Annotated in this window: 11 protein-coding genes and 1 tRNA gene; 4 read left to right on the top strand and 8 right to left on the bottom strand. The window is 70.6% G+C overall.

Features of this window, described 5'->3' with window-relative positions:
• Window positions 1–11: 11 nt before the first annotated feature.
• A complete protein-coding gene (locus H4O22_RS03180) occupies window positions 12–1,358 on the bottom strand; it encodes a cytochrome P450 (RefSeq protein WP_182525632.1) in 1,347 nt (448 codons plus the stop codon).
• Window positions 1,359–1,541: 183 nt separating this feature from the next.
• Window positions 1,542–1,623 (bottom strand) — tRNA-Tyr (locus H4O22_RS03175).
• Window positions 1,624–1,716: 93 nt separating this feature from the next.
• Between H4O22_RS03175 and H4O22_RS03170 the strand changes: the two genes are divergently transcribed.
• Window positions 1,717–2,208: a YajQ family cyclic di-GMP-binding protein gene (locus H4O22_RS03170; RefSeq protein WP_182525631.1), complete on the top strand. Its 492-nt coding sequence runs from the start codon at window positions 1,717–1,719 to the stop codon at window positions 2,206–2,208.
• Window positions 2,209–2,265: 57 nt separating this feature from the next.
• On the opposite strand, the gene H4O22_RS03165 is transcribed toward H4O22_RS03170, so the two are convergent.
• From H4O22_RS03165 to H4O22_RS03145, 5 genes are all read right to left on the bottom strand, one after another.
• Complete coding sequence (locus tag H4O22_RS03165; protein WP_182525630.1) at window positions 2,266–3,348, bottom strand: TolB family protein; 1,083 nt, start codon at window positions 3,346–3,348, stop codon at window positions 2,266–2,268.
• Between the two features lie 413 nt (window positions 3,349–3,761).
• Complete coding sequence (locus tag H4O22_RS03160; protein WP_182525629.1) at window positions 3,762–4,736, bottom strand: sulfate/molybdate ABC transporter ATP-binding protein; 975 nt, start codon at window positions 4,734–4,736, stop codon at window positions 3,762–3,764.
• A gap of 19 nt (window positions 4,737–4,755) precedes the next feature.
• Window positions 4,756–5,565: a sulfate ABC transporter permease gene (locus H4O22_RS03155; protein WP_182525628.1), complete on the bottom strand. Its 810-nt coding sequence runs from the start codon at window positions 5,563–5,565 to the stop codon at window positions 4,756–4,758.
• Entirely contained in the window at window positions 5,559–6,440 is an 882-nt protein-coding gene (gene cysT / locus H4O22_RS03150; protein ID WP_182525627.1) for a sulfate ABC transporter permease subunit CysT, read from the bottom strand. Before cysT ends, H4O22_RS03155 begins: the two co-directional genes overlap by 7 nt.
• Window positions 6,440–7,483, bottom strand: a complete 1,044-nt coding sequence (locus H4O22_RS03145; RefSeq protein WP_182525626.1) for a sulfate ABC transporter substrate-binding protein — start codon at window positions 7,481–7,483, stop codon at window positions 6,440–6,442. Before H4O22_RS03145 ends, cysT begins: the two co-directional genes overlap by 1 nt.
• A 281-nt stretch (window positions 7,484–7,764) precedes the next feature.
• On the opposite strand from H4O22_RS03145, the gene H4O22_RS03140 reads away from it, so the two are divergent.
• Together H4O22_RS03140 and H4O22_RS03135 are read left to right on the top strand one after the other, a co-directional pair.
• The gene (locus tag H4O22_RS03140) at window positions 7,765–9,768 is read left to right on the top strand and encodes a 2-oxoacid:acceptor oxidoreductase subunit alpha (RefSeq protein ID WP_406603327.1); all 2,004 of its coding nucleotides are present in this window, start codon (window positions 7,765–7,767) and stop codon (window positions 9,766–9,768) included.
• On the top strand, window positions 9,765–10,862 hold the full coding sequence (locus H4O22_RS03135; RefSeq protein ID WP_406603328.1) for a 2-oxoacid:ferredoxin oxidoreductase subunit beta: 1,098 nt from the start codon (window positions 9,765–9,767) through the stop codon (window positions 10,860–10,862). Before H4O22_RS03140 ends, H4O22_RS03135 begins: the two co-directional genes overlap by 4 nt.
• A gap of 67 nt (window positions 10,863–10,929) precedes the next feature.
• Here H4O22_RS03135 and H4O22_RS03130 read toward each other — a convergent pair whose 3' ends face one another.
• Complete coding sequence (locus H4O22_RS03130) at window positions 10,930–11,385, bottom strand: hypothetical protein (protein WP_182525624.1); 456 nt, start codon at window positions 11,383–11,385, stop codon at window positions 10,930–10,932.
• A gap of 90 nt (window positions 11,386–11,475) precedes the next feature.
• On the opposite strand from H4O22_RS03130, the gene rarD reads away from it, so the two are divergent.
• Window positions 11,476–12,384 carry an EamA family transporter RarD gene (gene rarD, locus H4O22_RS03125; RefSeq protein WP_220451272.1) on the top strand — a complete coding sequence of 303 codons (909 nt, stop codon included), beginning with the start codon at window positions 11,476–11,478 and terminating at the stop codon, window positions 12,382–12,384.
• Window positions 12,385–12,387 lie beyond the last annotated feature (3 nt).

Below are 12,387 nucleotides of genomic sequence, written 5' to 3'. Positions count from 1 at the left end.
CCGGGCGGCACTCAGGACACGGTGGCCGGGAGGGTGGCGAAGCCGCGCAGGATGCGGGTGTCGCGGCGCCGGGCGCCGGGCTCGAGGCGGAGGTCGGGGTAGCGCTCGAAGAGCCGGCGGAGACCGACCTCGCCCTCCATCCGAGCCAGGGCCGCGCCGAGGCAGAAGTGCCGGCCCCCGGAGAACGAGACGTGCTCGGCGGCGTTGGCCCGGGTGACGTCGAAGGTCCCCGGGTCGGCGAAGACCTCCGGATCGCGGTTCGCCCCGGCGAGCAGCGCGGTCACGACGGCACCGCGGGGGACGCGCACGCCCGCGATCACGGTGTCCCGCACGACGGTGCGGCCGGTGAGCAGCACGGGCGGGTCGAGCCGGAGCACCTCCTCGACGGCGGTGGGCCAGCGCTCGGGCTCGCGGCGCAGCAGCGCGAGCTGGTCGGGGTTGTCGTGCAGCAGCGAGATGCCGTTGCTGAGCAGGTTGACCGTGGTCTCGAAGCCGGCAGCCAGGACCAGCCCCGCAGTGGCCTTCAGCTCGGCGTCGGTGAGGGCGACGCCGTCGTCGTCCAGGGCGGCCACGAGCTTGCCCAGCAGGTCGTCCCCGGGCTCTCGCCGCTTGGTCTCGAGGTGGTCGGTCAGCCAGTCCTCGAAGCGGGTCAAGGCATGCTCGACCGAGCTGAACTCGCGCCAGGACAGGCCCAGGTCCAGGCTGGGCGCGGCACCGGTGCCGAACTCGAGGACCTTGCCCCGGTCGGCCTCGGGCACGCCGAGGATCTCGGCGATGACGGTCACGGGGAGCAGGGCGCAGTAGGCCTCGACCAGGTCGACCGGGTCCGCGCTGGACCGATCACCGGCCAGGGAGTCCAGCAGCTCGTCGGCGATCCGCTCCGTACGGTCCCGGAGGCCCTGCACGGCCTTGACGGTGAAGACCCGGGTGACGAGCTTGCGCATCCGGGTGTGGTCGGGCGGCTCGGTGACCAGCAGGGACGGCGGGGTGAGCGGGCCGAGCGGGGCGGTCCGGGCCGCCCAGCGGCCCAGCCGACCCAGCGGGCCGGGGCCGCCGCTGAGATCGATGCCGGCCCGGACGTCAGGGTTGGCCAGGACCTCGCGCACGACCGGGAGGCTCGCTGTCACGGAGGCGTACTTCGACCGGTGCAGCGGACCGGCGGCGCGGATCTTCTCGAAGAGCTCCAGCGGCGCGTCGCTGCTCGTGCCGGAGGAGACGACGAGCTGCGCGTGCAGGTCCCCCTCCGTGGCGGCCCGGGAGATCGCCCACTTCGGCAGCGCGTGGTTGAGCCCCCAGCGGACCCGACGCCGCACGCGCTCGAGCGGCTGGCCCAGGGGCCGGGGCGGCGTGCTGGTCATCCGGCCACTCCTGAGGTCACGGGGACGTCGACCTCGCGAGTATTCAACACCGGTCGAGGGCCAGGAGCAGGTGTCCACGCCCCCGGCCACGGCCGCCGGCGCCGGCGGGGCGACGCAGGGGGTCGGAGACAGCGAAGGGCCCCTGGCCGCATCGCTGCTGGCCAGAGGCCCTTCTCCCTGGTGTGGCAGGTGAAGGATTCGAACCTTCGAAGGCTACGCCGACGGATTTACAGTCCGCTCCCATTGGCCGCTCGGGCAACCTGCCAGGGATGGTCGCCCCGGCTTGGCCGGAGAGACGCAAGACGAAAGAATAGCGCAGCCCCATCAGCAGCACGAAACCGTCTCCCGAGGAGCACCCATGGCCGACTCGTCCTTTGACATCGTCAGCAAGATCGACCGCCAGGAGGTCGACAACGCCCTCGGGCAGACCGCCCGGGAGATCGCCACCCGGTTCGACTTCAAGGGCACCGGGGCGACCATCGAGTGGCAAGGCGAGCACGCCATCGAGATCAGCGCGTCCGCCGACGACCGCGCGAGCGCCGTCCTTGACGTCTTCAAGGACAAGCTGATCAAGCGCGACGTCAGCCTCAAGGTGCTCGACGCCTCCGAGCCGCGGCCGTCGGGCCAGCAGAGCAAGATCAGCATCGCGCTCAAGGAGGGCATCTCCTCGGAGGACGCCAAGAAGATCAGCAAGCTGATCCGCGACGAGGGCCCCAAGGGTGTCAAGGCGCAGATCCAGGGCGACGAGCTGCGGGTCTCCTCGAAGAAGCGCGACGACCTGCAGGCGATCATCGCGCTGGTCAAGCAGCAGGACTACGACTTCGCGGTGCAGTTCACCAACTACCGCTGATCCTGAGAGTGTCTCCGCGGCGTGGCACTTCGATGTCTGGGGCGCCGGCCGAGGGGATCAGCCGCCCAGCCGAGTCCACAAGTAGAGCCCGTACTGGGTCGGCGTCGCTCTGTCAGCACCGTAGAAGACCGCGACCGCCCCCGAACTGCTGAGCGAGGTGACGCCCCCGTTGAGCGGTGCTGCGATGTCGGTCCGTTGGTTGGCGTTCCGGTCCAGCAGGAGCGTGGTCGTCGCCGCGCCGGGGGCGTCACTGGCGAACTCCACGTACGACACCCAGCGGCCGTCGGCGCTGACGTCGGCGCCGTAGGCGCGTCCGGCGCTCGCGTTCACCAGGGCGACGGAGTCGGTCCGGGCGCGGTAGAGGAAGGCATCATGCCCCTTGTCGGTGTCGGCTGCCGCCAGCCGCGGCGAAGAGGAGCTCAGAGCCACGATGCTTCCGCCGTTGCTGATGTCAGTCGGGGTCGTCTTGCCAGCGGCCGACCCCGACAGACCGCGGCTCGCCAGGATCGTGGTGTCGGTGAGCACGTCGTAGACGTAGGTGTCGATGCTCCCGTTGGTGTCGCTGGGCCCCATGTTCTTGGCGGTGGTGGCGTACGCGACGTATCGACCGTCGGGACTGACGACGCCGGAATTCGAATTGCCGTCGGTCTCGGCCCCCGACATCGTCTCGCTCACCTTGATGGTCTCGTCGAGAGTCGCGTCGTAGCGGAACACGTCGGCCCGGTTGTTGTGGTCCCCGGGGACGAGGTTGTGCCCGTAGCTGATGAACGTGATGTAGCGGCCGCTCGCGCTGATCGAGGAACCGAACGCCAAGTCCTTGGCGAGCTCTCCACGGGGCGACTTCGAGACCCGCATGGTCTTGCCAGTTGCGACGCTGTACCGGAACACCTGCAGGTCGGTCGTCCCCACGCTGTCCGCGGTGAGATTGCTCGCGGGGCTGGAGAAGACGACGAACTTGCCGTTGGCGCTGATCTCAGGTCCGCCGCTCCAACCGTTCCCGACCGATCCGTCCGGTGCCCGACTGACCAGGGTGCTCGTCCCTGTCGTCGTGTCGGCCAAGAACACGTCGGGCCCCTCATTGGTGTCGCCAGCCATGACCTGGCTGCTCTCGAAGGCGACGTACCGGCCGTCGTCGCTCACGCTCAACGAGGAGGCGCTGCTCAACAGCCCCGGCGAGCTCGACGCGACCGGGGTGACCGTGCCGTCGACCGCGTGCGCAGCAATCCCGCCGAGTCCAGTGGCGACGGTGATCGCCCCGGCGGCGACCAGGGTCCGGGCGACGAGAGTCGACATGGGTGCCTCCTGGGCGGTCGGCTGCGAACGAACAAGGCCGATCGGATCATTCGTCTCTCATGCCCGCCCGGCATTCGCGAGTGGCTACCCGGATTTGGGCACGCCCCGCAACCATCGATGACCGACCACGACGGTCCCCGGTCGATCGGCGCCCCGACACCGGGGTGGTCCGCACCCGAGCAGGCAGCGACACCAAGGCCGCCCGCCCGAGGAGGGTGCATCTCCTCGGACGGACGGCCGGCTTGGGGGTACGCCGCGGCTCAGCCCGCGACGAGCGCCGGCACCGTGGTGGCGCCGGAGGCCGGGGTCAACCAGACCCGCGCACCCTGCTCGAGGCCGACCGAGCGGGCGTGGGTGCGGGTCATCACGACCGTCACCTCGGGCCCGTCCTCGGTCGTCACGGTCGCCCGCACCTCGAACCCGATGCGCAGCAGCCGGGTGACCGTGCCGCCGACCGAGCCCGGGGCGCCGGGGGCGAGGGCGACGTCGATGTCGTGCGGCCGGAGCAGCACGCCGTCGAGCGCCGTCACCTCCCCCAGGAACCCCATGACGAAGTCGTTCGCCGGCTCGTCGTAGAGCTGCTCGGGCGAGCCGATCTGCTCGACCCGGCCCTCGTTGATCACCACGATCTCGTCGGCGACCTCGAGGGCCTCCTCTTGGTCGTGGGTCACGAAGACCGTGGTCACGTGCACCTCGTCGTGGAGGCGGCGCAGCCAGTCACGCAGCTCCTTGCGGACCTTCGCGTCGAGGGCGCCGAACGGCTCGTCGAGGAGCAGCACCTGCGGCTCGACCGCCAGCGCCCTCGCCAGCGCCATCCGCTGGCGCTGGCCGCCCGAGAGCTGGGAGGGCAGCCGGTGCGAGAACTGCGAGAGGTGCACCAGCTTCAGCAGCTCGTCGACGCGCTCGGCGACCTCCGCCTTGGGCCGCTTGCGGATCTCGAGGCCGAAGGCGACGTTCTTCGCGACGGTCATGTGCTTGAAGACCGCGTAGTGCTGGAAGACGAAGCCGACGTTGCGCTTCTGCGGCGGCAGCCGGGTCGCCTCGACGCCCGCGATCTTGATGCTGCCGGCGTCGGCGGAGTCGAGGCCCGCGATGATGCGCAGCAGCGTGGACTTGCCGCCGCCCGAGGGGCCGAGCAGGGCGGTCAGCTGGCCGCTGGGGATGGTCACGGAGACGTCGTCGATCGCGACGAAGTCGCCGAACCGCTTGGTGACGCCTGAGACTTCGATGCTCATGTCGGATTCCTTGGGGTGGTCACGAGGAGTGCTTGGGGCGGAGGAGGGCCACGACGACGAGGCAGGCGATGCTGACCAGGATCAGCAGGAACGACGTGGCGTACGCCGTGTCCTGCTGGAAGTTCTGGTACTTCGCCTCCACGACGAGGGTCGCGGTCTGGGTGCGGCCGGTGATGTTCCCCGAGACGATCTTCACGGCGCCGAACTCGCCGACCGACCGGGCCAGGCTCAGCACCACGCCGTACACGACCGCCCACTTGATGCTGGGCAGGGTGATCCGCCAGAACGTCTGCGGGGCGTTCGCGCCGAGGGACCGGGCGGCCTGCTCCTGGTCGTCGCCGATCTCGTGGAGCACCGGCACCACCTCGCGGATCACCAGTGGCAGGGCCACGAAGCAGGTCGCCATGATCATGCCCGGCGAGTTGAAGATCAGCTGGACGCCGTTGTCCTCCAGCGTCGGGCCGAACCAGCCGGTCCGGCCGTTGTAGGCGAGCAGCAGCGCCAGGCCGACGACCACCGGGGAGACCGAGAGCGGCAGGTCGATCAGGGCGGAGAGCACCCGCTTGCCGGGGAACTCGAAGCGCACCAGCAGGATCGAGATGGTCACGCCGAAGACCAGGTTGATGACGACCGCCCACAGCGCGACGACGGCCGTCAGCTGGAGCGAGTCGACGACCCGGTCGTCGGCCAGCGCCTCGGACAGGAACGCCCCGCCGTCGGCGAAGGTGCTCTTGACCAGCAGGCCCACGGGCCAGGCGATGAGCATGAAGACGTAGCCGATGGCGAGCACGCGCAGCAGCCACCGGACGGGCAGGGAGGTGGTCACCATCGCCGGGACACCCGCCTCTGGACGATGTCGAGCACCACGATCACGACGAGCGCGACAGCGAGCATCACCGAGGCCAGCGCCGCCGCCGAGGCCGTGTTGCCGTTCTCGATGAAGGTCAGCACCCGCACCGAGACGACCTCGGTCTCGTACGGCTTGTTGCCGCTGAGCAGCACCAGCGAGCCGTACTCCGAGATCGCCCGGGCGAAGGACAACGCCGCACCCGCCGCGATGGCCGGGGTGAGCGCCGGGAGGACGATCCGCCGGAAGACCGTCAGCCGGCTGGCGCCGAGCGACGCCGCCGCCTCCTCGACGTCGGTCTCGAGCTCCTCGAGGACCGGCTGCACGGCGCGGACGATGAAGGGCAGCGTGACGAAGGCGAGCGCCAGGGTCACCGCGCTCTCGGTGAAGGCCCAGTGGATCCCGAGCGGGCTGTTGGGGCCGTAGAGCGAGAGCAGGACCAGGCCGGCCACGATCGTCGGCAGCGCGAACGGCACGTCGATGATGACGTCGAGCAGGGCCTTGCCCCAGAACCGGTCGCGGACCAGCACCCACGCGATGACGGTGCCGATCACGGCGTTGACCACCGTGATCACCAGCGCCTGGGTGACCGTGAGGCTCACCGCCGCCCAGGTCTGGTCGTTGCGCAGCACGTCGAGGTAGCGCGACCAGCCGCCCTCGGCCGCGGCGGCGACCACGGCCGAGAGCGGCAGGAGGACCAGGATGCTGAACCACAGCATGGCGATGCCCAGCCCGAGGCCGGAGGCCCGGCCGAGCGTGTTCCTCGGGGTCGTACGACGTGTGCGCCGCGGCCGGCGCCCCTCGGGGGGCGCCGGCCGGGCCGCGTCGATCGTCGCCCCGGAGAGGGCCGAGGACACTACTCCTCGCCGACCTTGCCGGTCGTCTGCTGGAGCTCGGTGATGATGCCGAGGGGGTTGCCCTCCTCGCCGTCGCCGAAGTACTTGTCCGCGGCCTCGCCCCACCCGCCGAAGTCACCGTCGACGGTGAACAGCTGGGCGGGGGTCGGGAACGGGTCGGCCGGGTCGTTGGCCCCCTCGACCTCGCCGATGTCGACGCCGTCGACGACCGGGCGGAAGCCGGACTGGGCGTAGTCGGCCTGGGCGTCGGGACCGGTCATGAACTCCAGGAAGGCCTGGCCGGCCTCGCTGGCGTCGGTGGTGACCGCCGCCGGGTTCTCGATCAGCAGGGTGTCCTCGGGCAGCACGTAGTCGATCGCCGCGCCGCTCTGCTTGGCCAGGATCGCCTCGTTCTCGTAGGAGAGCAGCACGTCGCCGCTGCCGTCGGTGAACGCCGTGGTCGCCTCGCGGCCGGAGCCGGGCAGCGCGATGGTGTTCTCGAGCAGGCCGGTCACGAACTCCTCCGCCTCGGCCTCGGTGCCGCCGTTGCCGGTGACGTGCGCCCACGCGGCGAGGATGTTCCAGCGCGCGGAGCCCGAGGAGCCGGGGTTCGGGGTGATGATCTCGACGCCCGGCTCGACCAGGTCGTCCCAGCCCTCGATGCCCTCGGGGTTGCCCTCGCGGACCACGAAGACCACGACGGAGGAGGTCGCGATGCCGTTGGTCTCGTTGTCCTTCCAGTCCTCGGCCACGAGGCCCTCGTCGACGAGACGGGTCACGTCGGTCTCGAGGGAGTAGTGGACGACGTCGGCCTTCGAGCCGGCCTGGACGGCCCGGCTCTGGTCGCCGGACGCGCCGTAGGAGGTCTCGAAGGTGGTGTCGGCGCCGGCGTCGGTGCCCTGGAAGTCCTCGATGACGGGCTCGTTGGCCGCCTCCATCACCGAGAACGCGTTGATGCTGACCGTCTCGCCACCACCGGAGTCGCCGTCCCCACTCGCCGTGGAACCGCATCCGGCCAAGGTCAGCACCACAGCGGCAGCAGCCGCTGCGACCTTGATCTTCATGAGCGTCTCGTCTCTGTGTCAGCCCCGTCCGAGAACGAGGGTCCGTCGCTAATGTCGATGACCATAGTCGACTTAATTGACTAAGTGCACCACGTCGGCGTGTCGGAACTCACTGGTCTGCACCAGGTCCAGCACGGGAGACCGCTTCGGAACGAGGGCCGAGGTCTCTATCGTGGAGAGGAGCGACGCAGACCCGGAACTGGAACAGGTTCCAGTTCCGCAGGACTGCGGGCTACCATCGTCCGACGGTTATCGGTCAAGGACCGTCCGTAAAGGCGTACGTGCACGTCGGTGCAGCAGCGAGGAAGTGGGCGCGAGCCGTGTCAGGACAGCAGGCCAAGCAGGTCAAGCAGCTCGATCGGGTGATCATCCGGTTCGCGGGCGACTCCGGTGACGGCATGCAGCTCACCGGGGACCGGTTCACCCAGGAGTCCGCGTCGTTCGGCAACGACCTCGCGACACTGCCCAACTTCCCCGCCGAGATCCGGGCGCCCCAGGGCACCATCCCCGGCGTCTCGTCGTTCCAGGTGCACTTCGCCGACCACGACATCCTCACGCCCGGCGACGCCCCCGACGTGCTGGTCGCGATGAACCCCGCCGCGCTCAAGGCCAACCTCGGCGACCTGCCCAAGGGCGCGACGATCATCGTCGACACCCACGACTTCACCGCGCGCAACCTGACCAAGGCCGGGTACGACGCGAACCCCCTGGAGTCGCTCGGCGACGCCGGCAGCGTGCTCGGCGAGTTCGCCGTCCACCCGGTCGACCTGACCGGGATGACCATCGAGGCGGTCAAGGAGTTCGGCCTCTCCCGCAAGGACGCCGGCCGCGCCAAGAACATGTTCGCCCTCGGGCTGCTCTCGTGGATGTACGGCCGGCCCACCGAGTCGACCACCGCGTTCCTCACCAAGCGCTTCGCCAAGGTGCCGGCCATCCGGGACGCCAACATCACCGCGTTCAAGGCCGGCTGGAACTTCGGGGAGACCACGGAGACCTTCGCGGTCTCCTACGAGATCAAGCCCGCCCCGGTGGCCGCCGGCACCTACCGCAACATCACCGGCAACCTCGCGCTGGCGTACGGCCTGGTCGCTGCCGGCGTGCAGTCCGGGCTCCCGGTCTTCCTCGGCACCTACCCGATCACCCCCGCCACCGACATCCTCCACGAGCTCTCGAAGCACAAGTCGTTCGGCGTCACGACCTTCCAGGCCGAGGACGAGATCGCCGGGATCGGCGCCGCCATCGGCGCGTCGTACGCGGGCTCCCTGGGTGTCACCTCGACCTCCGGGCCCGGCGTCGCGCTGAAGTCCGAGGCGATCGGCCTGGCCGTGATGACCGAGCTCCCGCTGCTGGTCGTCAACGTCCAGCGCGGCGGCCCCTCGACCGGGCTGCCGACCAAGACCGAGCAGTCCGACCTGCTGCAGGCGATGTTCGGCCGCAACGGCGAGTCCCCGGTCCCGATCGTCGCCCCGCAGTCCCCCGGCGACTGCTTCTCCGCCGCGGTCGAGGCCGCCCGGATCGCGGTCACCTACCGGACCCCGGTGATGCTGCTCTCCGACGGCTACCTCGCCAACGGCTCGGAGCCCTGGGCGCTGCCCGACGTCGCCGACCTGCCGACGATCGACCCGGGCTTCGCGACCGGCCCCAACCACGTGTCCCGCAAGTCGCCCGACGGGGAGCCCGACGAGTTCTGGCCCTACGTGCGCGACGAGGAGACCCTCGCCCGCCCGTGGGCGATCCCCGGCACCGCCGGTCTCGAGAACCGCATCGGCGGCCTCGAGAAGGGCGAGGGCCACGGCAACATCTCCTACGACCCGGCCAACCACGACCTGATGGTCCGCACCCGCCAGGCGAAGATCGACCGGATCGCCGACTCGCTGCCGCCGCTCGAGGTCGACGACCCCTCCGGCGCCGCCAAGGTGTGCGTCCTCGGGTGGGGCTCGACGTACGGGCCGATCGGCGCCGGCTGCCGCCGGGTCCGCAAGGCCGGCTTCAACGTCGCGCAGGTGCACCTGCGCCACCTCAACCCGTTCCCGAAGGACCTCGGCGAGATCCTCAAGCGCTACGACAAGGTCCTCGTCCCCGAGATGAACCTCGGTCAGCTCTCGATGCTGGTCCGCGCCAAGTTCCTGGTCGACGCGATCGGCTACAACCACGTCCGCGGGCTGCCCCTCAAGGCGGCCGAGCTGGCGGAGGCGATCGGCGCGCTCGTCGCCGACGCCGAGGGCGTCACCGTCGACCTCACCCCCGGCACCACCCCCGGCACCACCCAGGAGGTCTCCTCGTGAGCACCAGCACCGACACCAGCACCGGGCTGCCCTTCCCCGGTCTCCGCTCGGGGACCGAGGGCGTGCCGGCGAACGACGCCCCGCAGAACGCCAAGGAGTACACCTCCGACCAGGAGGTCCGCTGGTGCCCCGGCTGCGGCGACTACGCCGTCCTCAAGGCCGTGCAGGGCTTCCTGCCCGAGCTCGGGCTGCGCCGCGAGAACATCGTCTTCGTCTCCGGCATCGGCTGCTCCAGCCGGTTCCCGTACTACCTCGACACCTTCGGCATGCACTCGATCCACGGCCGCGCGCCGGCGATCGCGACCGGCATCGCGACCGCGCGCGAGGACCTCTCGGTCTGGGTCGTCACGGGCGACGGCGACGCGCTCTCGATCGGCGGCAACCACCTGATCCACGCGCTGCGCCGCAACGTGAACATGACGATCCTGCTGTTCAACAACCGGATCTACGGCCTCACCAAGGGCCAGTACTCCCCCACCTCCGAGGCCGGCAAGGTCACCAAGTCCACGCCGATGGGCTCGGTCGACCACCCGTTCAACCCGGTCTCGCTCGCGCTCGGCGCCGAGGCGTCGTTCGTGGCCCGGACCATCGACTCCGACCGCAAGCACCTCACCTCGGTGCTCTCCGCCGCGGCCGCCCACCGCGGCACCTCGCTGGTGGAGATCTACCAGAACTGCCCGATCTTCAACGACGGCGCGTTCGACGCGATCAAGAGCAACGACACCAAGGGCGACGCGATCATCCCGCTGGTCCACGGAGAGCCGATCACGTTCAGCGGCGGCAGCAAGGGCCTGGTCCGCGACACCAGCACCGGCGGCGTCAGGATCGTCGAGGTGGCCGATGTCGGTGCCGACGCGCTGCTCGTGCACGACGCCACCAACCCGGACCCGTCGACGGCGTTCGCGATCTCCCGGCTGACCGAGATGGGCTACCTCAACCAGACCCCGATCGGCATCTTCCGCCAGGTCGAGCGGCCGACGTACGACGATCAGGCCCGGGCCCAGGTCGCCCAGGCGACCGAGGCAGCCGAGGGCCCCGCAGCCGACCGGCTCGCCGCGCTCATCGGCGGCGGCGACACCTGGACGGTCGTCTGAGCTCCTGCCCACGACGCACGAGAGGCCCCCGCCGACGGCGGGGGCCTCTCGTCTGTCCGGGGAGCGGTCAGCAGACCGCGCGGCGGCAGGCGGTGTAGATGCGCTCGGTCGGCGACGCGGCGTACTTCGCCGTGGAGCGGACGAAGCCCTTGTAGTACCAGGTCGGCCGCGAGGAGGCCGGGAACTCCACGCGCACGGCGTAGCGACCCTTCTTGTCGGTCTTGACCTTGCGGTAGTTCTTCCACTTGGCGTTCTTGGCGAGCTTGCGCTGGAAGACCACGGTCTTCTTGGCGCCGTCGGGGGTGACCCGGCCCTTGATGAACCACTTGCCGCCGCGCTGGACGCTGCGGTCGTTGAGCTCGCGACGGGGCTTGGCGCGGGCGGCCGTCGTGGCGTCCGAGATGCGCTCGGCGACGACCACGCGGTCGGCGACGGCGTCCTGGGCGGGCGCCGCGAGGGCAACCGGGGCCAAGCCCAGGAGGCCGAGGGAGAGCAGAGCGGCGAGGCCGCGAAGCAGATGCATGAAGTGCCCTTCGAGTGAGTGTGCGGAACGTCGACACAGTGTGTGCCCCTCCCCCGACCACGACAAACTCGGCCTCCCTAGGATGCGCAGGTGGGGGATTCTCGGCGCGGCCTGCTGCTCGGGGTGGCCGCCTACGGCATCTGGGGCGCCTTCCCGCTGTACTTCCCGCTGCTCGAGCCGGCCGGCTCGGTGGAGATGCTCGCGCACCGGATCGTGTGGTCGGCGCTCACCATGGGGCTGCTCGTGCTCGTCCTGCGCCGCACCGCCGGGGTGCGGGCCGTGGTGCGCGACCGGAGGACCCTGCGGCTGCTCGCGCTGGCCGCGGTGACCATCACCGTCAACTGGGCGACCTACATCTACGGGGTCACCAACGACCGGGTGGTGGAGACGTCGCTGGGCTACTTCATCAACCCGCTGGTGACGGTGCTGATGGGCGTGCTGCTCCTCGGCGAGCGGCTCCGGCCGCTGCAGTGGGTGGCGATGGGCGTGGCCGCCACGTCGGTCGCGGTGCTGACCTGGGACTACGGGCGGCCGCCGTACGTCGCGCTGGTGCTGGCGTTCTCCTTCGGCACCTACGGGCTGGCCAAGAAGACCGCCGACGTCGGCGCCGTGGAGAGCCTGGCGGTCGAGACCGCGCTGGTGGCGCCGCTCGCCGCGGCGTACCTGGGCTACCTGGTCGCGACCGGCGCCTCCCAGTTCGGCGGCCACGGCGCCGACCACGCCCTGCTGCTGGTCTCCGCGGGCATCGTGACCGCGGTCCCGCTGATCTGCTTCGGCGGCGCGGCGACCCGGGTCTCGATGGTGACGCTCGGGCTGCTGCAGTACCTCGCGCCGATCCTGCAGTTCGGGCTCGGCGTCCTCTACTTCGGCGAGGACATGCCGGCCGGTCGCTGGGCCGGCTTCGTGCTGGTGTGGGTGGCGCTGGCGCTGTTCACCTACGAGGCGGCGACCCGCCGGCGCCGCCAGCTCCGGCTGGCGGTGGCGGCCAGCACCGCCTGACCT

The organism is Nocardioides dongkuii (assembly GCF_014127485.1).
GTDB classification, from domain to species: Bacteria; Actinomycetota; Actinomycetes; order Propionibacteriales; family Nocardioidaceae; genus Nocardioides; species Nocardioides dongkuii.
The sequence above is the reverse complement of the archived record's forward strand: the minus strand, read 5'-3'. Positions and strand labels throughout refer to the sequence as shown.